Source organism: Enterobacter sp. 148H3, assembly GCF_034107425.1.
GTDB classification, from domain to species: domain Bacteria; phylum Pseudomonadota; class Gammaproteobacteria; order Enterobacterales; family Enterobacteriaceae; genus Enterobacter; species Enterobacter vonholyi.
Genome location: NZ_JAWNEI010000005.1, coordinates 53,471 through 72,006 on the forward strand (window position 1 = coordinate 53,471; position 18,536 = coordinate 72,006).

The window sequence follows — 18,536 nt, forward strand, 5'->3', positions numbered from 1 at the left end:
TTGCTCTCTTCCATAATCGCGCCTGTTTCCCTTCTCACTGGTGCTACCCATGGCGTATCAACTGAACCTGAACTGGCCGGAATTTCTTGAGAAATACTGGCAAAAACAACCCGTCGTGCTGAAAAATGCCTTCCCGAATTTTGTCGACCCGATCACCCCGGACGAGCTGGCAGGGCTGGCGATGGAGCCGGAAGTCGATAGCCGTCTGGTAAGCCATTTCAACGGTAAATGGCAGGCCAGCAACGGTCCGTTTGAGCACTTCGACGATCTGGGCGAAACCGGCTGGTCGCTGCTGGCGCAGGCGGTGAACCACTGGCATATGCCCGCCGCGGAGCTGGTGCGTCCGTTCCGCGTTCTGCCGGACTGGCGTCTGGACGACCTGATGATCTCCTTCTCCGTGCCCGGCGGCGGCGTGGGTCCGCATATCGATCAGTACGACGTGTTCATCATTCAGGGGATGGGCAGCCGCCGCTGGCGCGTGGGCGACAAGCTGCCGATGCGTCAGTTCTGCCCGCATCCGGCGCTGCTGCATGTCGATCCGTTCGAGCCGATCATCGACGAAGATCTGGCCCCGGGCGATATCCTCTACATCCCGCCAGGATTCCCGCACGACGGCTTTACCCATGAAACGGCGCTCAACTACTCCGTCGGCTTCCGCGGGCCGAACGGCCGCGATCTGATCAGCAGCTTCGCCGACTACGCGCTGGAAAACGATCTGGGCGGCGAGCACTACAGCGATCCGGATCTGACCTGCCGCGAACACCCGGGCCGCGTGGAGCAGTACGAGCTCGATCGCATTCGTCAGATGATGATCGACATGATCGGCAAGCCTGATGATTTCACAAAATGGTTCGGCAGCTTTGTCTCCACGCCGCGTCATGAGCTGGATATCGCCGCCGCCGAGCCGCCTTACGCGCCGGAAGAGGTGCTGGACGCGCTGCAGGGCGGCGAAACGCTGTCTCGCCTGAGCGGCCTGCGCGTGCTGAACGTCAACGGCAGCTTCTTCATCAACAGCGAACTGCTGGAGACGGTTGACGCGAAGGCGGCGGATGCGCTGTGCCGCTACACCGAACTCGGCCAGGCCGAGCTGGGCGATGCGCTGAATAATCCGGCGTTTGTCGAAGAGCTCACCGGGCTGATTAACCAGGGGTACTGGTACTTCGACGAGTAGTGCGGACGGTTTTCTCCCTCTCCCTGTGGGAGAGGGCCGGGGTGAGGGCATCAGGCCGCACTAGCCCTCCTCCATCGCTATCACAATCGCTTCACCCAGCTTCTTCAACGCCTCGCGATGTTTCTCCGTCGGCGGCAGCGCCACGTTGATCCGCAGGCAGTTGCGGTACTTCCCTGATGCGGAAAACAGCGACCCGGCCGCGGCCTGGATCTTCAGCCGGCACAGCTGCTTGCTGACGCACACCATGTCGACCTTCTCCGGCAGCTCAATCCACAGCAGGAAGCTGCCCTGTGGGCGCGTGACGCAAATCTCTGCCGGAAAATACTGCCGCACCCAGCAGGTGTAGGTTTCCATATTCTGCTGATAAATCTGGCGCATGCGGCGCACGTGGCGATGGTAATGACCGTCGCGAATAAACGCCGCCACCGCCATCTGCGTGCCCGGCACGTTAAACCCGCCGGCGGCGTATTTCATGTGCATCACCCGGTCGTAGTAGCGTCCCGGTACAATCCAGCCGACGCGCAGGCCCGGCGCCACGGTTTTGGTAAACGAGCTGCAGAGGATCACGCGTCCGTCGATATCCATCGAATGAATGGTGCGCGGGCGCGGGTACTCCGCCGCCAGCTCGCCGTAAATGTCATCCTCAACAATCACGATATCGTGCCGCTGGGCGAGGGCCAGCACCTGTTTTTTCCGCGCCTCCGGCATGATAAACCCGAGCGGGTTATTGCAGTTGGGCACCAGAATCACTGCTTTGATCGGCCACTGCTCCAGCGCCAGCTCTAACGCTTCGATGCTGATCCCGGTTTCAGAGTCGGTAGGAATTTCAATCGCCTTGATATCAAACCCGCGCAGCATCTGCATGGTGCCGTGAAACGACGGCGATTCCACCGCCACGATATCTCCAGGTTTGCATACCGAGAGCAGGGCGATTGATAGCGCACCGTGGCAGCCGTTGGTAATCACAATGTCGCTTGCCGAGACGGTGGAGCCGCCGTCCAGCATCAGGCGCGCGATCTGCTCGCGGAGCTCCAGGCGCCCGTCGAGCACGTCATAGCTCAGCATCTCGCCGGGGTTATGCTGCGCGATGCGGCTCATCTCGCGCCACAGGGGCTTCAGGCTCGGCTGGTTAATGTCCGGCGAACCGCCGCCAAAGGAGATCATCTCTTTGTCGGCGCGGGCGTCCAGCAGCATCATCACCTCATCCCACTGGGTAACGTCCACCGGGCGCTGCACCGGGCGCGTCATTGCCGGGACGGGCGGCTGGGCTTTTCGCGGTGAGACAAAATAGCCGGAGCGCGGCTGAGGGGTTATCAACTGGAGGTTTTCGAGGATCTGGTAGGCCTGCTGTATGGTGCTGATGCTCACGCCGTGCTCCTGGCTCAGCGCACGCACCGACGGCAAACGTTCACCGCTGCGATACAGACCTTGTTGAATGCGTTCTGCCAGAAGGTTGGCGAGATGTTGATAGCGCGTCATGCTGTATCCTTTGTTTTCACCATACAGATTATAAAACCAGTACAGATTGCTGCAAAAATTGGCATGCAGATACTGTTTTAGCGGATCTGTATGTTAAACAAAAGCTGTTTTTGCATCTGTATTGCACGGGTGGATTTCCGGGATGATAACCCCACTGGCACAGTGAGGAGAGCATCATGGAATTCTACGAGAATCGTTCAAAACGTCCGTTCGTCGTGTTTGTGTGGATCGGAAAAACGATCTGCAACTGGTATCGCATCAACCGTACCCGCCGCATCCTGAGCCAGATGAGCGACGAGCAGCTGAAGGACGTTGGTTTATCCCGCAATGATATTTAAACCCCAGGCCGGGTAAGGCACAGCCTCACCCGGCGATGTTCAGCGCAACAGCTCAAACGTCTGTCGTTTCGGCCTTTCCAGCAGCTCAACCGCCTCTTCATACGACCGCACGTTGTTATAGCCCATCACCAGCCCGTAGCGTTTGCCCGACCCGCGATACCACTCCGAAAGGGCATTGACCTGCAGCTGCTGTTCCTGCCAGCAGCGCGCCACTTCCCGGTCACGGCTTCCTTTGGTCAGGAACGCCACGATATGCATCCCGCCGTCGTTTTGCTCGGTGAAAAACAGATCGCCATACACCTTCTGCAGGGCGGCAATCATCCAGTCGCGGCGGGTCTGATACAGCGCACGCATCTTTTTCAGATGACGGAAAAAATGCCCTTCGTTGAGAAACGCGGTGAGGATCTTTTGCGTCAGCACCGGCTGGCCGCTGGTGGTGATGTCCGCGCAGTCGGTAAAGGCTCCGACGGTGCTGGCGGGCATGACCACGTAGCCCATGCGCAGCGACGGCATGATTGTTTTACTGAAGGTGCCCATAAAAATCACCCGGTCGTGCTGGTCGAGGCTTTTCAGCGACGGCAGCACCTTGCGGGTATAGTGGAATTCCCCGTCGTAATCGTCTTCGATAATCCACGCCTCGTTCTGGCTGGCCCAGTCGAGCAGCTGCTGCTTGCGCGGCAGGGAGAGAGTTACCGCCAGCGGGCTCTGGTGCGACGGGGTGACGATGGCAAAACGTGCGTCGCGATGGTAGCGGAGCAGGTAGTCCGTATCGATGCCGCAGCGATCGACCGGCACGGTGTGCAGGCGCGGCACGATCCGCTTGAGCAGCTGCTGGCCCATAAAATAGCCCGGATCTTCAAACAATACCTTGTCGCTGCGGCTGGCTAGGGTGTCGAGGATCAGCCGCAGGCTACCGCTGTAGCCGCTGGTGATCAGCACCTGTTCGGCGCTGCAGGACAGCCCGCGCGAAATGTTGAGATAGCTGGCGATGGCCTGGCGCAGCGGATACCAGCCCAGAACGGGCGGGTTGAGCATCTCCTCCTGACGCATGGCCCGCGTCGCCTGGCCCGCCAGCAGCAGCCATTTTTTATATGGAAAGCTGTCGAGGGCCGGGATGCCGGGGCGCAGAAACCCCGCCCGCTCGCGCTGGCTGATGAGCGATGCCGGAAGCGTGCCGGTGGGCTGTTCCGCGGGGGCTGTCTGGTCCGGCAACAGTAAGTCCGGGTTAACCCGCGTGCCGCGCGCCCCCTGGCTCACCAGATACCCTTCGCCCGTCAGAATGGCATACGCCGTTTCGACGGTTTTACGCGCCACCTTCAGCTCTTCGGCTAGCACGCGGATGGCAGGCACCTTATCGCCCGGCTTCAGCACGCCGCGCATGATGTTATCGCGATAGCGGGAATAAATCTCGTGATAGCCTGGCTTCATGTCCTACCTCATTTCACGCTTTTTGTATCTTTTTACTATGTCATGAACGGCGTAGATTTGCCTCATCGCATGACACATGCCGCACAAAAAGAGGAAAGACAATGAGCAATCGCGTTAACCACCATAAAGTTACACCTGCCCTCGCCAACGCGCTGTCTGCCCTGAGCATGGAGGTGGCAAAAACCTCCATCGACCCGGCGCTGAAGCACCTGATTGACATTCGCGTGTCGCAGCTGAACGGCTGTACGTTCTGTCTGGATATGCATTCAAAAGAGGCCAAAATCGCCGGCGAGCGCGAGCTGCGCCTGTACCATCTGGCGGCCTGGCGCGAGTCCCCGCTGTTCAGCGCCCGCGAGAAAGCGGCGCTGGCGTTCACCGAAGCGCTGACCCAGATTAGCGTTCACGGCGTAAGCGATGCGCTGTACCGCAGCGTGGCGGAGCACTTCTCGGATGTCGAGATTTCAGAGCTGAACTTCGCCATCGTGGCGATCAACGCCTGGAACCGTCTGGGGATCACCTCCCGCATGGCGCCCGGCGCGCTGGACGCGGCGTACGGGCTGAACAAGGCTAACCTGGAATAATTCCGCGCTCGCGGATCATCGCCACCAGCGCCCGCAGTCCCGGCGGGACGTGGCGATGGCCGGGGTAGTACAGGCGCAGCCCGGCAAACGGCTGCGCCCAGTCGTTTAAGACGCTCACCAGTTCCCCGCTTTTCAGCTCGTCCCGAATATAGAGTTCCGGCAAAAATCCCACCCCTAATCCTGCTTTCACGGCGCGGATCGAGGCAAAAAGATCGGACGTCGCAAAGCGCGGCGGCACGGCAAGGGCGTACGTTTCCCCCCGACGCGCCAGCTCCCAGCGGTAGATCCCGCCGTGGGCCATGCGCATGCCGATCCCCTGATGTGAAAGCAGATCGTCCGGCGTTTCGGGTATGCCGTGACGGGCGAAATAGGCCGGCGTGGCGGTGACGAGCTGGCGGATCTCACCGGTCAGCGGTACGGCGATCATGTCCTGCGGGATGGACTCTTCGAGGCGGATCCCCGCATCATAGCCTTCCGCGACGATGTCGATCATTCGCGCTTCGCTGACGGTCTCTACGCGCATCTTCGGGTAGCGGATCATGAAGTCGATCAGCAGCTGGTCCAGAAAAAGCGTGCCGATATGGTTCGGCACGTTCAGCCGTAGCGTTCCGGCGGGTTCTCCTGTTTCGCTGTGGATCTCCTCCCCGGCGAGACGGATCTCCTGCAGGGCAGGGCCGATACGCGCCACGTACCGTTGCCCGGCGTCGGTGAGGGCCACGCTGCGGGTGGTGCGGTTGAAAAGTCGCGTCTCAAGGCGGCTCTCCAGCCCGGCGACGGCATTACTTACCGCCGTGGCGGACATCCCCAGCTCCTGCGCCGCACCGCGAAAACTGCCGCGCCGCACCACCGCCATCACTACTTCCAGCTCTGTCAGACCTGAACGATGCATAGATTATCCTGAAAATCGAAACAACCCTTGCAGCATAGCGTGGATTATCGCAACGGAGAAGGCGTGACAGACTGGACTCACACAGCCTGAGGAGGTTTATATGCACACCATCGAACAGATCTTTATTAACGGCGAGTTTGTTACCCCGCACGGTACCGAACGTTTTAACTTGTACAACCCGGCGACGGCGCAGGTTATGGGGCAGGTTCGTCTGGCGGATGAGATTGACGCTGAGCGCGCCATTGCGGCGGCAAAAGCGGCGTTTCCGGCGTGGTCGCAAACCACAAAGCAGGAACGCATCGCAGCCCTAAAACGTATGCACACCGCCGTGGCCGCTCGCCACGACGATCTGCTGGAAGCGGTCATTGAAGAGTACGGCGCGCCCGCCTCGCGATCGGCGTGGATGGCCAGCTATCCGGCGGAGGTGATTGCTCAGGCCATCGAGGCGCTGGAGGCGTTTGAGTTTGTCACCCCCGCAGGTGCAGCGACGGTGCAGATGACGCCGCTTGGGGTGGCCGGGCTTATCACGCCGTGGAACAGCGACGCGGGCTTTATCTGCGGCAAGCTGGCGGCCGCGCTGGCTGCGGGCTGCACGGCGGTGATCAAGCCGAGCGAAATGAGCGCCCTGCAAACGCAGATTGTCACTGAAGCGCTGCGCGATGCTGAATTACCGCCAGGGGTATTTAATATCGTCACCGGACGCGGCGAGACGGTGGGCGAAACCCTCAGCCGCCATCCGGACGTCGCGAAAATCTCGTTTACCGGCTCCACGAATACCGGCAAGGCGATCCTGCGTAACGCGGCGGAAAGCTTTAAGCGCGTGACGCTGGAGTTAGGCGGTAAATCGCCGACGATCCTGCTGGATGATGTGGATCTCGCGCAGGCGATCCCGCTGGTGATCCAGGCCGGGTTTATGAACAGCGGGCAGGCGTGCGTGGCCGGAACGCGCATTCTGGTGCCGCAGGCGCGTAAGGCGGAGATTGAAACCGCGCTGGCGCAGGCCGTGGCGGCGGTGAAATCCGGCGACCCGCGCGACAGCGCGACGGACGTTGGCCCCATGGTCAGCGAAAAGCAGTGGCTGCGGGTGCAGGGCTATATCCGGAAAGGTATCGAAGAGGGGGCACGCCTGCTGGCGGGCGGTGAAGGGCGACCGGAAGGCAAGCGGGACGGCTGGTTCGTGCGTCCGACGCTGTTTGCCGACGTGAACAACCGGATGACGATTGCCCGTGACGAGATTTTCGGTCCGGTGCTGTGCGTGATCCCCTATCGTGACGAGGCGGAGGCGATCGCCATTGCCAACGACACCGACTACGGCCTGAGCGCGATGGTGCTGGGTGGTGATGTAAACCGCGCGCGACGCGTGGCGCAGCAGATTGTTTCCGGTCGCGTGCTGGTGAACACCCTGGCTCATGAACCGAAAGCACCATTCGGTGGCTTCAAGCACTCCGGTTTGGGGCGCGAGATGGGCGAGTGGGGAATTCGGGCGTTTATGGAGCCGAGGTCGATTGTGGGCTAAAACTTCGCTCTTTACCGAAGCATTGTGCTTTTCCATCCCGCATGCTCTCCTCAACATCACCACGGAGAGACCCTCATGATCGCAGTCATTTTTGAAGCTAAAGCCGCGCCTGCCCATCAGGCGCGCTATCTTCAGCTTGCCGCAGAGCTTAAGCCGCTGCTGGCGGACATCGACGGCTTTATTGATATCGAACGTTTTCAGAGCCTGACCACCGACGGCAAAATTCTGTCCCTTTCCTGGTGGCGGGATGAAGAGGCCGTCCGCCGCTGGAAGCAGAACGTCTTTCATCAGGCGGCGCAGGCCGAAGGGCGGGAGTCGATTTTTGCGTACTACCGCATCCGGGTGGCGCAGCTGGTGCGGGAATACAGTTCCGAAACCGGAGGGCATGCCGATGTATGACGTTCATGTCATTTTTCGCGATACCCCCGGTGAACTGGCGCGGTTTGGACAGCTGCTGGGCCGCAACGGCGTGGGGCTGGAGGGCGGTGGCGTATTTGGTACACATGCCCATTTCTTGGTGGAAGACGGGGAAAAAGCGCGACGCGTGTTGCTCGACGCCGGGTTTACCGTACAGGCGGTGCGACAGCCGGTGATCAGAAAGCTTAAGCAGGAACGCCCTGGTGAGCTGGGCGAGATCGCAGCGGCGCTGGCGGCACGCGGCGTGTCTATCCTGACTCAGTACAGCGACCATGCGAATCACCTTATTCTGCTGACGGATGATGATAAGCTGGCCGCAGAGATCACCGAACCCTGGGCGGCCCATGCTTAAGACGAGTTTACTCCCTGATAACAGCGCGATGCTGGAAAAGGCGATTGCCGCTGTAGCGGCTGCAATGGCCGATCCGTCGCGCGTGAAGATGCTCTGTGCGCTAATGGACGGACGGGCGTGGACCGCTACCGAACTGAGCGCCGCGGCAGACGTCGCCCCGTCGACCGCCAGCGGGCATCTTGCCCGGCTGGTTGAAGGGCAGCTAATAATCTGCCTGTCGCAAGGGCGGCATCGCTATTATCGTCTTGCCGGGCACGACGTGGCGGCGCTGGTGGAGCAGATGATGGGGCTTTCGTGGAGCCGCATTACCCCGCCGGAAACCAGCGCGCCGAAAGCCATGCGTGAAGCCCGGACCTGCTACGACCATCTCGCAGGCGCCGTGGCGGTGCAGATTTATGATTTCATGCAGGCGGAAGGCTGGCTGGAGGCTGACGGTTCCGCATTGACCCTCTATGGCCGGGAGCAGTTCCTGGCGCTCGGTATTCCGTTAAGCGCGCATCCCCGCCGGAAGGCCTGCTGCGCCTGCCTGGACTGGAGCGAGCGGCGGTTTCACCTGGGCGGTGAGGCGGGCGCTGCGCTGCTCATCCACATGGAAAGCAAAGGCTGGATCCAGCGGGTGGCGGGGTATCGGGAGGTGGTGGTGACGGCGTCGGGGAAGGCCGCTGTAAAAAGACTTTTTAGCCGCTAAAAATGCCCGGTGGCGCTGCGCTTACCGGGCCTACGTGTACATTGCCTCCAGTAATACCTTTCGCAATTCCTGCGCTTTAACTTCTCGTTTCTTGATGCTTATCCTGATAACTATTATCTTGACCGCGTGTGACGAGAGGTTTCCCCATGAGTGAAGAAGAACTGTTCTGCCGCAGGCCGATGGGCATGCGGATGGCGATGATCGTGCGCCAGTGGCGTGCCGTCATCGACGACGCCATTCTCGATACCGGGTTAACCCAGTCGAGCTGGACGGTGATGATGCAGCTTCATCAGCTCGGGGATAACGTCTCAATGAGTGAGCTTGCGGAGGTGCAGGGCATTGAACTGCCGCCGCTGATGCGCACCCTGACACAGCTGGAAAAACAGGGTTACCTGCTGCGCACCACATCGCCTTATGACAAGCGCATCCGGCTTCTGACGCTGACGCCTGAGGGAAAAGCCATATTAAAAAGGCTCACTCAGGTGATTGAGACGTATCAGGCGCGCGTATCGCAAAACATCGCGCCGGAACATCTCGACATTTTCAGCGCCACGTTGAATCAAATCGCCTGCAATTTGCGGACAATCCGCGAAGAAGATAACAAGACCGAAAAATAATGACCCCTGAACAAAAGTTTGCCCGCTGGGTAAGGGTGAGTATTGCCTCTTTCCTGCTGATGTTTGTCTACTTTATCGTCGCGGATATCTGGATCCCGCTGACGCCGGACTCCACCGTAATGCGCGTGGTGACGCCGGTGTCTCCGCGCGTCTCCGGCTACGTGGCGGCGGTACATGTCCACAACAACAGCCAGGTGAAGAAAGGCGATCTGCTGTTTGAGCTCGACGACACGCCGTTTCGCAATAAGGTGGAAGCGGCGCAAATCGCGCTCGAGCAGGCACGCCTGTCCAATGAACAGCTGGACGCGCAGATCGCCGCCGCGCAGGCCAGCCTGAAAACCGCCGTGCTGACCGCGCGTAACGACAAAGTGACCTTCGACCGCTACCAGAAGCTGAGCACGCTGCAGAACGTCTCGCAGGCGGATCTGGATAAGGTTCGCACGACCTGGCAGAGCAGCGAGCAGTCCGTCAGCACGATTCAGGCCAACATCCGGAACCTGCGCATCCAGCGTGGTGAGCGCGAAGAACACCGCAACGTGACGCTGCAAAAATACCGCAACGCGCTGGATGAAGCTGAGCTGAACCTCGGCTGGACGAAGGTCTATGCCCTGGCGGACGGCACGGTCAGTAATTTGCAGCTGAGCCCCGGCTTCTACGCTTCATCCGGTTCCGCCGCGCTGGCGCTGGTGAACAACCAGACCGATATCGTGGCCGATTTCCGTGAAAAAAGCCTGCGCCATACCCATCAGGGCACCGATGCGGCCGTGGTGTTTGACGCCTTCCCGGGACACGTTTTCCGCGCCCACGTCACCAGCAGCGACGCGGGGATCCTGGCGGGGCAGGAGGCCGTTAACGGCCAGCTTTCCGAGCCGGAAACCTCCAACCGCTGGGTGCGCGACGCCCAGCGCATGCGCATTCACGTGACGCTGGACGAGCCGCTGCCGAAGCATCTGCCGACCGGCGCCCGAGCGACCGTGCAGCTCTACAATAGCGAAGGGCCGTTTGCGCGCTTTTTCTCCGGGATGCAGATCCACCTGGTGAGCCTGCTTCACTATGTCTATTAGTACCCTGGCGCGGGTATTTACCCCGCACGGCAATATCGTTTATACGGCAAACGATTTCCGGCAGACACTGCGCATCGTTTTTGCCGGGATGATTGCGCTCAGCATCTCCAGCTTTTACAACACCAGCTACGGCGTGTTTTTCGTGGTCTATCCGATCATGCTGCTGTCGCTGGTACCGGTGTTTAATCGCCACGTGGCAAAGCAGTTTATCTTCAGCGCATCGCTCAACTGCGTCGAAATGATCTTCATCATCGGCTATCTGTCGCAATGGCCGGTCATCATGACGCTGGTGGTCTTTGCCCTGTACGTGATGCGTTTTCGCTTTATGAGCAAGGGGCCGCTGTTCCTGTTTGGCTCAATGGGCGTGGTGTGCCAGAGCGTGATGCTCAACTTTATGAGCTACCCCACCACCAACTGGCACACGCTTTTGTTCTCCAACATCGAAGCCAGCGTGATGGCGGTGTGCCTGAGCGCGCTGATGAACTATCTGCTGCCGGACGTGGAGCCCCGCAAGCCGCCGCCGCTGATTGAGAAAGACGACGCCCGCGTGCGCCACGAGTCGCTGCTCTCCGGTACCGTCGCGACGCTGATTTTTGTGGTTTTTCAGATTAGCGACTTAAGCGATTCGCTTTCGGCGCTGATGGCGGGGATTTTGATCCTGTTCCCGATGCACTACCGAGGTTCGGTAATGAGCTCGATCTGGCGCGTGGTCGGCGTGGTGCTGGGCTGTCTCTACATTCTGGTGGTGCAGCTAATACTCTACGATCACAGCAGCCATATGCTGCTGATGATGCCGCTGATTGGCCTCGGCCTGGCGTTTGGCGCGCGACTCCACGTGATGGAAAAGGTGGGGGCGGGCGTGGGCTTTTCCAGCATCACCACCATCGGCATTATGTTCGGGCAGAACATGCACCCCGACACTGACCTGGTGTTCAGCGATCTGTACCGCATCACCTCTGTCACCTTTTCGCTGGTGGCGACGCTGACGATGGTCTTTCTGGTGCACCTGATCCTGAACCGCTTCGAGGCGACCCGCTACGTCATCGCGCCGCCAAAAACGGATTAATGCCCCAGCACGGCAGGCAGCTGCGAGAGTAAAAACAGGATCAGGCCAATCGTCCCGCCCACCAGGGTTCCGTTGACGCGGATAAACTGCAGATCCTTGCCAATGTTCAGCTCAATCTGGCGTGACATGTCTTTGGCGTCCCAGCTTTTCACCGTGTCGCTGATGTGGCGGGTCAGAAACGCCGCGAAGTCCGGCGCGAGGCGGTGCGCGGCCTGCTCCAGATGCTCGTTCAGCGATGCCCGCAGGCTCGCGTCGTTAGACAGCGTTTCGCCAAACCACAGCCCGGCGTTGGCGATGCGCTGCTTCACGCGCGAATCTTCACTCTGCATATCTGCCTTCAGCCACTGGCGCAGATCGGCCCACATCTCGCCCAGATAGCGGTTAAACGCCTCGTCGTTTTTCAGGTAGTGCTTGATGTTGTCGGCTTTTGCCGCCATCTCCGGATCGTTTTTCAGGTTGTCGATAAGCTTCAGCGTGGCGCGGTCGAACGCCTGACGGATCTGGTGCGTGCGGTCGTGGCTGATATCGTCCAGCAGCGTGTTCACCGCGTTCGACACCATCTCCGCGCTCTGATCGCCCAGCCACTCGGTGGGTAGCACCATCGCCTTTCGCGGGTGCTCGGTCTTCAGCCAGTGGACTATCTGGTCAGAGATAAACTCCCGCGTGCTCTCCCGCTGAATCAGGGTAATCAGGCGATTGATGATGGCGTCGAGCAGCACCTGATGGCGGTTGTTTTTGGTCATGCTCTCCAGCATCACGGCGCTGGTTTCAGTGAAATCGACCTTATCAATGGCCTTATGCACAGCGCGTTTGAGCAGGCGCTGAATGCGCCCGTCGTCGGTCAGTTCGAGAAAACCGCTCATCACCTGCATCAAGTGCAGCCCGACGCGCTGAGCGTTGTCGGGCTTGCTGAACCAGGCGCCGATCATCTGCGCAGGTTCATAGCGACGGATCAACGCCACCAACGACTGGGTATCCAGAAACTTCTCCTGCACAAACTGGCCGAGATTGTCGCCGATCCGGTCTTTATTGCGCGGGATAATCGCCGTATGGCGCGAGATAAACGGAATGGGCACCCGGCGGAACAGCGCAACCACCGCAAACCAGTCAGCCAGCGCGCCGACCATTGCCGCCTCGGCAATGGCCTTGACGCCGCGCACCCAGAAGGTCTGCGGTAGGAACAGGGTGGTGATAAAGGCCGCGGCGGCAACCAGCAGCAGCGACAGCGCCAGCAGCTTGGCGCGTTTGAGTTCAGCTATTTTTTCCATGGGTTAAGGATAGAGGTAAGCGGGGGGAAAGTGCAAAAACCGCCACAGCACCCACCCGCCAAACCCCATCAGCACTGCCCCCGCCGTGCGCTCAATCCACCACAGAGAACGGCTAAGCTTCTGCTGAATCGCCGATAGCCCCATCAGCGACACCAGCGCCAGATCCCACGCCAGCACCACCATTACCATCCAGATGCCGCAGGTCGCCTGCTGAAGCAGCGTGACGTCCGGCCCCAGTAGCGCCGTCATCAGGGCCAGATAGAACAGCGCGTTCTTCGGATTAAGCAGCGCCGAGCCGAGCCCCAGCAGGATCTGCTTGCGCAGCGAGGGGCGATGCTGACGGGTTTCATTCAATGCAAGCGCCTGCGGTTGGCTGCGCACCAGATGCCAACCTATCCACAGCAGGTACAGCGCCCCGCAAAGCTCGATAAGCGTAAACAGCCAGGCAAACTGGCGCAGCGCGCTCCAGCCGATAATCACCAGTAAGATATACAGCCCGTTGCCCGCGGCGATGCCGACGCACACTCCGGCGCTGCCGCGAAGCCGGTAGCGCGCGGCGTAGCCCACCAGCAGGAAGAAATCCGGGCCCGGGCTTAGCAGGGCGACAAAGTGCGCCAGCGCCAGGGCGAGAAAAGCGGAAGGGAAGAACAGTTCCATAGCAACCTCAGTTTAAAAATCTGCGGTCAGACTACGGCGCTGCAAACGCTATTTATTGTCGGATATTGATCGGCCCGTAGCGTACTGGCGCGGCGTGGCGGCGGTATAGCTGACGAAGATCTTATGAAAATGGCTCTGATCGGCAAAGCCGCTCTGGTAGCCAACGTCGGCGATGTCGTCCCCGGCACGTAGCCGCGCTTTGGCGAACTCCACGCGGGAGATGTTGAGGAAGCTGCCCGGCGTCAGGCCGGTATCCTGCCGGAAGGTGCGGATCAGCGTCTCCTTGCGCAGCGAGAATCGCTGGGCAAGTTCATCGAGGGAAGGCGGTGCGGCCAGGTCGGCAAGAAACGCCAGCCGCACGTGCTGGCTGGTTGAGCGAAGCGCATCTGCGTTTTCCTCGCATCGGGGAAGGGCTGAAAGCAGCGTATCCACGGATGCAGGCGACATCGTCTCAACAATATCAAGGTAGCGCTTAATGAGCGTAGGGTCGCGAATCACCTGGAGCGCCAGAGGAAGATCGGTGTCGATATAGAGCATATGGTAGCTGCGCGGTTGCCCGGCGACGGGGTTGCAGCTGTGCGGCGCAGAGGCCGGGATCACAATGAGGTCCCCGGGGTTAAGGATGTATTCTCTGTCATGGCACACGCAGCAGGTCTGGCCTTCCATAATCGCGCCGATAGAGAGCTGAGGGTGACTATGGCGTTTATACGCCTGCGTGCTCCGCCACGTGCTGCGCAGCTCAAGGCCTGAGGCGCGGTGAAAAGTCTGCCGGATGTGTCGGGTATCGGTCATAAGTACTCCTTCTGGACATTTTTTATACCACGTCAGCGAACCGTCTGGCAGCGCTTCATTAAGAACCTTCCGGATATACCCAACTTTACGCCCACGGCCAGTCATGTTGACTACCCTTAATACCCTAAGCGGTAAAACAAGGAGATTCGACATGGCTTATCAGACAGTAAACCCTGCCACTAACCAGCTCATCAAAGAATACCCCTCGCATACCGACGCGGATATCGAAGCGGCGCTGAAGGCGGCCGATGCGCTTTATCATTCGGACTGGGCGAAAGGCGACATCAGCCAGCGCCTGCCGGTGCTGCATAAGCTTGCCGACCTGATCGACGAGCGTACCGAGGAACTGGCGAAAATCGCCAGCCAGGAGATGGGTAAGCTCATCGAACAGAGCCGCGGCGAGGTGAAGCTGTGCGCGCAGATCGCCCGCTACTACGCCGACAACGCGAAGCAGTTTCTGGCCCCGGTGAAGTATCAATCCGAACTCGGGGAAGCATGGGTGGAGCATCATCCCATCGGCGTGCTGATGGCCGTTGAGCCGTGGAACTTCCCGTATTACCAGCTGATGCGCGTTCTGGCGCCAAACCTGGCGGCGGGTAACCCCGTCATCGCCAAACATGCCAGCATTGTGCCGCACTGCGCCGAAGCCTTTGCCCATCTGGTTCGCGAGGCGGGCGCGCCGGAAGGCGCATGGACTAACCTGTTTATTTCGTCCGAGCAGGTGGCGAACATCATTGCCGACGATCGCGTGCAGGGCGCCGCATTAACCGGCTCTGAAAAAGCCGGCAGTGTGGTGGCCGCGCAGGCGGCGAAGCACATCAAGAAATCCACGCTTGAGCTGGGCGGTAACGACGTATTCGTGGTGCTGGACGATGCGGACCTGGACAAAGCCGTCAAGACTGGCGTGAATGCGCGGCTCAACAACGCCGGGCAGGTCTGTACCGCGGCGAAGCGCTTTATCCTGCATGAAAAGATCGCCGACGCCTTCCTGAGCAAATTCACCGAGGCGTTTAAGCAGGTGAAGATTGGCGATCCGCTGGACGAAAGCACCACGCTGGGGCCGCTGTCGTCGAAAGATGCTCTGGAAACGTTGACCAAACAGGTTAACGAGGCGGTGAAAAACGGCGCGACGCTGCACTATGGCGGCAAGCCGGTGCAGCGCGACGGGAGCTTCTTCGAGCCGACTATCCTGACGAATATCTCGCGCGACAACCCGGCGTATTTCGAAGAGTTCTTCGGCCCGGTAGCGCAGATGTACGTGGTGAAAAACGACGACGAGGCGGTCGCGCTGGCGAACGACTCCCACTACGGCCTGGGCGGGGCGGTATTCAGCCAGGATATCGAGCGCGCGAAGAAGATGGCGTCGCGGATCGAGACCGGGATGGTGTACATCAACTGGCTTACCGATACCGCGCCAGAGCTGCCATTCGGCGGCGTGAAGCGCTCCGGCTACGGACGCGAGCTGTCGGATCTGGGGATCAAAGAGTTTGTGAACCAGAAGCTGGTGGTGGTGCGTCAGTAAGAGGTAATAAAAAACCTGCCAGCCGGCAGGTTTTTTTAAGGGGATTATTGCACTTCGATCTTGTCCCAGCCGCTTTTAAACATGCAGCTGTCAACCAGCGTATCCCGGCGATATTCATTCGCGTCTTCAACCGTGTAGCTCGTGGAAATATCCTTTTTCTTGTTCTTTTTGTCCGTTTTTTCCGAGCTCGAACCGGTCACGACGTTATCCGGGGGCAGATCGATCAGCGCCTGCGCTTCGCATTCCGTGAGCTTTTTATTCATTTCCGTATCGCTGACGCCCGGTTTCACCCATTTGTACTGGACGCAACCGGTGAGCATCAGCGTTAGGCTCAGAACGCAAAGCGCGGTCATGCGGTGTTTCATCAGAAGGTGACTCCACCGCCTACATATGCGCCGTCAATCAGCGTGTGGTTCGGACGACCGTCTTTGCCGTCCACGCTCACGTGGCGATAGCCCACTTTCAGCGTCACTGGCGCGATCGGCGTCCAGCTTACGCCGCCGTTGGCTTCGACGTAGTTTTTCACGCTGTTGTTCAGCCCTTCAGGCGCCACATAGCCTTCACCGTACACGTGGATGCTGTCGGTCAGGGCAACGTTTACGCCGCCGCCAATCGGGAACGCCACGCCGTTATCGCCTTTTTTCGGGCCGAGGTAGATGGCTTTTGCGCCCGCGTTCAGCATGACCGGGCCAAGATCCAGGTTGTAGCCTGCGCCCACGCCGCCGGTCTGGGTACCGTCATCGGTGTTTTTCAGCCAGTTACTTTCCAGATAAACACCGGATGAGGATTTCCCCATTTCCAGATTGAGGTTGGTAAAGTTTTTACCCTGCTCAACGGTGCCGCCCATCGCCAGTGCGGAACCCGATACGGCAGCCAGAGCAGAAAGAAGAAGGATATTCAGTTTTTTCATGTTTTATGCCTCGTCATTAAATTCATCTGGGCGCACCTTAACAAGCGATGTTAATGACTGCAAATGTGATATAAATCGCGGTTTTATACTGATATTGTTAACTTTTTTATTGAAGTTGTTGCAATGATGTTTGATTGTCGGGGTGTCAACAGGGGATGTTTTTAGCGTTTAGGAACCGTTTAGTTTTTTGACTAAACATAAACTGAACGAGGCGGGGATAGTGATTTGAGATGAATTAATTGGGTTTCTAATAATTTCCAAAAATGTTTCGCCTGTCACACAAAACAACAAAGCCTTACATTTCGAGCGATGAATATACGTTCAATCGCGCAGGCCGGTTTCCCTTCCATGTCATTTTTCTGACACGTTTATTCTTTACGTTGTTGGCTTCACTAACTGGATGCTAACAATATGAAAAGAAAAATTATTCCTGTGCTAATCGGCTGTGCGCTCTCTTTCTCTGGCCTGGCGGCGCAGCCCACTGCTGAGCGCTATGTCGTCAGCTTCCCTGACGGCTCACATGTGAAGTACAGCGGCGCGTTTGCCGATGCGTTTCCGAACGGGCTCCCGGTGGGCATTGGCTCCGGCCTGCTGTTTACGGGCAAGCAGGGCGATGCCCTGACCTTTGCGACCGTGACCGATCGCGGTCCCAACGCCGATGCGCCAAAAATGGGTAAAAACGAAGCCAAAATATTTGTCACGCCTGATTTCGCGCCGCTGCTGATGACCATCCGCGTCCAGAACGGCAAAGCGGAGGCGGTTGATGCCCGCCCGCTGCATGATGATAAAGGCGAGATTAACGGTCTGCCGCTGCAAAGCGGCGTGATTGGCTCCACCAATGAAGTGGCGTTCAGCGACACCTTAAAGACGCTCAGGGGTGACAACCGCGGACTGGATACGGAAGGCATCACGCCGGACGGCAAAGGCGGCTACTGGCTGTGCGACGAATATGGTCCGTTCCTGATTAACGTCGACAGCAAAGGCAAGATCCTCGCGATCCACGGGCCGCAGGCCGCGGAAGGGGAGAAATCCATCGCGGGCGGTCTGCCAAACATCATCAAATGGCGCCAGCCCAACCGGGGCTTTGAAGGCCTGACCCGGATGCCGGACGGACGCATTATCGCCGCGGTGCAGAGCACGCTGGATATCGACGGTAAGAGCAAAAAGCAGGCGCTGTTTACGCGTCTGGTGAGCTTCGATCCGGCAACCGGCAAAACCGCAATGTACGGTTACCCCATCGACAGCGCGGCCTACGACAAAAACAGCGACGCCAAAATCGGCGATATCGTGGCGCTTGATGACCAGCACATCCTGCTGATTGAGCAGGGAAGCGATAAAAACGACGGAATGCGTAACCTGATTTACAAGGTGGATCTCAGCAAGGCGAGCGACCTTTCCGCCTTCGACAAGCCGGGCGAGTACCCTGAGTTTGATGATGAGAAAACCCTGGCGCAGCGCGGCATTACCCTTGCGGCTAAAACGCAGGTCGTCGATTTGCGCGCGTTGGGCTGGCAGCAGGAGAAGGCCGAAGGGCTGGCGCTGATCGACAGCAAAACGCTTGCGGTGGCGAACGATAACGACTTTGGCGTAAAGGTAGCGATGCAAAACCCGGTCGAGGGCAAGAAGCTCAAGGATTATAGGGTGAACGCGGAAGGCAAGCTGACGCTGGATGATAAACCGGTGGAAACCACGCTCAGCGTGAAGCCGCTGAAGAAGCCGGAGTCGGACAGCGAGCTGTGGATTGTGACGCTGCCGGAGGCGGTGAAATAATACCAGGGCTT

Annotated in this window: 20 protein-coding genes; 12 read left to right on the forward strand and 8 right to left on the reverse strand. The window is 59.2% G+C overall.

Going from position 1 to position 18,536, the window contains the following annotated elements; genetic code table 11:
- Positions 1-49 precede the first annotated feature (49 nt).
- Positions 50-1,171 carry a cupin domain-containing protein gene (locus tag USH94_RS08790; protein ID WP_111964142.1) on the forward strand — a complete coding sequence of 374 codons (1,122 nt, stop codon included), beginning with the start codon at positions 50-52 and terminating at the stop codon, positions 1,169-1,171.
- A 60-nt stretch (positions 1,172-1,231) separates the two neighbouring features.
- Here USH94_RS08790 and USH94_RS08795 read toward each other — a convergent pair whose 3' ends face one another.
- Positions 1,232-2,650, reverse strand: coding sequence for a PLP-dependent aminotransferase family protein (locus USH94_RS08795; protein ID WP_111964141.1), 1,419 nt, complete (start codon positions 2,648-2,650; stop codon positions 1,232-1,234).
- Positions 2,651-2,826: 176 nt separating this feature from the next.
- Here USH94_RS08795 and USH94_RS08800 point away from each other — a divergent pair, with 176 nt between their 5' ends.
- Positions 2,827-2,988, forward strand: a complete 162-nt coding sequence (locus USH94_RS08800; protein WP_045357378.1) for a DUF1127 domain-containing protein — start codon at positions 2,827-2,829, stop codon at positions 2,986-2,988.
- A gap of 39 nt (positions 2,989-3,027) precedes the next feature.
- Here USH94_RS08800 and USH94_RS08805 read toward each other — a convergent pair whose 3' ends face one another.
- Positions 3,028-4,416, reverse strand: a complete 1,389-nt coding sequence (locus USH94_RS08805; RefSeq protein WP_111964140.1) for a PLP-dependent aminotransferase family protein — start codon at positions 4,414-4,416, stop codon at positions 3,028-3,030.
- A gap of 101 nt (positions 4,417-4,517) precedes the next feature.
- Between USH94_RS08805 and USH94_RS08810 the strand changes: the two genes are divergently transcribed.
- The gene (locus tag USH94_RS08810; RefSeq protein ID WP_111964139.1) at positions 4,518-4,997 is read left to right on the forward strand and encodes a carboxymuconolactone decarboxylase family protein; all 480 of its coding nucleotides are present in this window, start codon (positions 4,518-4,520) and stop codon (positions 4,995-4,997) included.
- Here the strand turns inward: USH94_RS08810 and USH94_RS08815 are convergent.
- On the reverse strand, positions 4,984-5,886 hold the full coding sequence (locus USH94_RS08815; protein ID WP_111964138.1) for a LysR family transcriptional regulator: 903 nt from the start codon (positions 5,884-5,886) through the stop codon (positions 4,984-4,986). The genes USH94_RS08810 and USH94_RS08815 overlap by 14 nt on opposite strands.
- A gap of 100 nt (positions 5,887-5,986) precedes the next feature.
- Here USH94_RS08815 and USH94_RS08820 point away from each other — a divergent pair, with 100 nt between their 5' ends.
- From USH94_RS08820 to USH94_RS08850, 7 genes are all read left to right on the forward strand, one after another.
- The gene (locus USH94_RS08820) at positions 5,987-7,402 is read left to right on the forward strand and encodes an aldehyde dehydrogenase family protein (RefSeq protein ID WP_111964137.1); all 1,416 of its coding nucleotides are present in this window, start codon (positions 5,987-5,989) and stop codon (positions 7,400-7,402) included.
- 75 nt (positions 7,403-7,477) lie between these two features.
- Positions 7,478-7,801: an antibiotic biosynthesis monooxygenase family protein gene (locus USH94_RS08825; RefSeq protein WP_033144543.1), complete on the forward strand. Its 324-nt coding sequence runs from the start codon at positions 7,478-7,480 to the stop codon at positions 7,799-7,801.
- A complete protein-coding gene (locus tag USH94_RS08830) occupies positions 7,794-8,171 on the forward strand; it encodes an amino acid-binding protein (protein WP_111964136.1) in 378 nt (125 codons plus the stop codon). Before USH94_RS08825 ends, USH94_RS08830 begins: the two co-directional genes overlap by 8 nt.
- Positions 8,164-8,859: an ArsR/SmtB family transcription factor gene (locus tag USH94_RS08835; RefSeq protein ID WP_111964135.1), complete on the forward strand. Its 696-nt coding sequence runs from the start codon at positions 8,164-8,166 to the stop codon at positions 8,857-8,859. Before USH94_RS08830 ends, USH94_RS08835 begins: the two co-directional genes overlap by 8 nt.
- A 146-nt stretch (positions 8,860-9,005) precedes the next feature.
- On the forward strand, positions 9,006-9,476 hold the full coding sequence (locus USH94_RS08840) for a MarR family winged helix-turn-helix transcriptional regulator (RefSeq protein WP_008501325.1): 471 nt from the start codon (positions 9,006-9,008) through the stop codon (positions 9,474-9,476).
- Positions 9,473-10,540: an HlyD family secretion protein gene (locus USH94_RS08845; RefSeq protein WP_111964134.1), complete on the forward strand. Its 1,068-nt coding sequence runs from the start codon at positions 9,473-9,475 to the stop codon at positions 10,538-10,540. Before USH94_RS08840 ends, USH94_RS08845 begins: the two co-directional genes overlap by 4 nt.
- Positions 10,530-11,606 (forward strand): DUF2955 domain-containing protein, encoded by a 1,077-nt coding sequence (locus USH94_RS08850; protein ID WP_111964133.1) that lies wholly within the window; start codon positions 10,530-10,532, stop codon positions 11,604-11,606. Before USH94_RS08845 ends, USH94_RS08850 begins: the two co-directional genes overlap by 11 nt.
- Here USH94_RS08850 and USH94_RS08855 read toward each other — a convergent pair.
- From USH94_RS08855 to USH94_RS08865, 3 genes are read right to left on the reverse strand one after another with little or no spacing between them, the layout of a single operon-like run.
- Positions 11,603-12,874: a DUF445 domain-containing protein gene (locus tag USH94_RS08855; protein WP_111964132.1), complete on the reverse strand. Its 1,272-nt coding sequence runs from the start codon at positions 12,872-12,874 to the stop codon at positions 11,603-11,605. The two genes, USH94_RS08850 and USH94_RS08855, sit on opposite strands and share 4 nt — an antisense overlap.
- A 3-nt stretch (positions 12,875-12,877) precedes the next feature.
- On the reverse strand, positions 12,878-13,531 hold the full coding sequence (locus USH94_RS08860; protein WP_111964131.1) for a LysE family translocator: 654 nt from the start codon (positions 13,529-13,531) through the stop codon (positions 12,878-12,880).
- A 48-nt stretch (positions 13,532-13,579) separates the two neighbouring features.
- Complete coding sequence (locus USH94_RS08865; protein ID WP_111964130.1) at positions 13,580-14,323, reverse strand: helix-turn-helix transcriptional regulator; 744 nt, start codon at positions 14,321-14,323, stop codon at positions 13,580-13,582.
- Between the two features lie 151 nt (positions 14,324-14,474).
- Here USH94_RS08865 and USH94_RS08870 point away from each other — a divergent pair, with 151 nt between their 5' ends.
- Positions 14,475-15,845, forward strand: coding sequence for an NAD-dependent succinate-semialdehyde dehydrogenase (locus USH94_RS08870; protein WP_111964129.1), 1,371 nt, complete (start codon positions 14,475-14,477; stop codon positions 15,843-15,845).
- Between the two features lie 44 nt (positions 15,846-15,889).
- Here the strand turns inward: USH94_RS08870 and USH94_RS08875 are convergent, their stop codons facing one another.
- Both USH94_RS08875 and USH94_RS08880 read right to left on the reverse strand, forming a co-directional pair.
- Positions 15,890-16,210: a hypothetical protein gene (locus USH94_RS08875; RefSeq protein WP_111964128.1), complete on the reverse strand. Its 321-nt coding sequence runs from the start codon at positions 16,208-16,210 to the stop codon at positions 15,890-15,892.
- A complete protein-coding gene (locus tag USH94_RS08880; RefSeq protein WP_111964127.1) occupies positions 16,210-16,755 on the reverse strand; it encodes a YfaZ family outer membrane protein in 546 nt (181 codons plus the stop codon). The genes USH94_RS08875 and USH94_RS08880 overlap by 1 nt, the downstream gene beginning before the upstream one ends.
- A gap of 411 nt (positions 16,756-17,166) precedes the next feature.
- Here USH94_RS08880 and USH94_RS08885 point away from each other — a divergent pair, with 411 nt between their 5' ends.
- Positions 17,167-18,525: an esterase-like activity of phytase family protein gene (locus tag USH94_RS08885; protein WP_146749029.1), complete on the forward strand. Its 1,359-nt coding sequence runs from the start codon at positions 17,167-17,169 to the stop codon at positions 18,523-18,525.
- Positions 18,526-18,536: the final 11 nt, after the last annotated feature.

Bases quoted from the DNA above. Each gene is read 5' to 3' on its own strand.
- USH94_RS08850 (WP_111964133.1), top strand. From the start codon at position 10,530: ATGTCTATTAGTACCCTGGCGCGGGTATTTACCCCGCACGGCAATATC.
- USH94_RS08830 (WP_111964136.1), top strand. From the start codon at position 7,794: ATGTATGACGTTCATGTCATTTTTCGCGATACCCCCGGTGAACTGGCG.
- USH94_RS08855 (WP_111964132.1), bottom strand. From the start codon at position 12,874: ATGGAAAAAATAGCTGAACTCAAACGCGCCAAGCTGCTGGCGCTGTCG.
- USH94_RS08820 (WP_111964137.1), top strand. From the start codon at position 5,987: ATGCACACCATCGAACAGATCTTTATTAACGGCGAGTTTGTTACCCCG.
- USH94_RS08810 (WP_111964139.1), top strand. From the start codon at position 4,518: ATGAGCAATCGCGTTAACCACCATAAAGTTACACCTGCCCTCGCCAAC.
- USH94_RS08815 (WP_111964138.1), bottom strand. From the start codon at position 5,886: ATGCATCGTTCAGGTCTGACAGAGCTGGAAGTAGTGATGGCGGTGGTG.
- USH94_RS08870 (WP_111964129.1), top strand. From the start codon at position 14,475: ATGGCTTATCAGACAGTAAACCCTGCCACTAACCAGCTCATCAAAGAA.
- USH94_RS08800 (WP_045357378.1), top strand. From the start codon at position 2,827: ATGGAATTCTACGAGAATCGTTCAAAACGTCCGTTCGTCGTGTTTGTG.
- USH94_RS08790 (WP_111964142.1), top strand. From the start codon at position 50: ATGGCGTATCAACTGAACCTGAACTGGCCGGAATTTCTTGAGAAATAC.
- USH94_RS08875 (WP_111964128.1), bottom strand. From the start codon at position 16,210: ATGAAACACCGCATGACCGCGCTTTGCGTTCTGAGCCTAACGCTGATG.
- USH94_RS08840 (WP_008501325.1), top strand. From the start codon at position 9,006: ATGAGTGAAGAAGAACTGTTCTGCCGCAGGCCGATGGGCATGCGGATG.
- USH94_RS08885 (WP_146749029.1), top strand. From the start codon at position 17,167: ATGAAAAGAAAAATTATTCCTGTGCTAATCGGCTGTGCGCTCTCTTTC.
- USH94_RS08865 (WP_111964130.1), bottom strand. From the start codon at position 14,323: ATGACCGATACCCGACACATCCGGCAGACTTTTCACCGCGCCTCAGGC.
- USH94_RS08805 (WP_111964140.1), bottom strand. From the start codon at position 4,416: ATGAAGCCAGGCTATCACGAGATTTATTCCCGCTATCGCGATAACATC.
- USH94_RS08795 (WP_111964141.1), bottom strand. From the start codon at position 2,650: ATGACGCGCTATCAACATCTCGCCAACCTTCTGGCAGAACGCATTCAA.
- USH94_RS08835 (WP_111964135.1), top strand. From the start codon at position 8,164: ATGCTTAAGACGAGTTTACTCCCTGATAACAGCGCGATGCTGGAAAAG.
- USH94_RS08880 (WP_111964127.1), bottom strand. From the start codon at position 16,755: ATGAAAAAACTGAATATCCTTCTTCTTTCTGCTCTGGCTGCCGTATCG.
- USH94_RS08825 (WP_033144543.1), top strand. From the start codon at position 7,478: ATGATCGCAGTCATTTTTGAAGCTAAAGCCGCGCCTGCCCATCAGGCG.
- USH94_RS08860 (WP_111964131.1), bottom strand. From the start codon at position 13,531: ATGGAACTGTTCTTCCCTTCCGCTTTTCTCGCCCTGGCGCTGGCGCAC.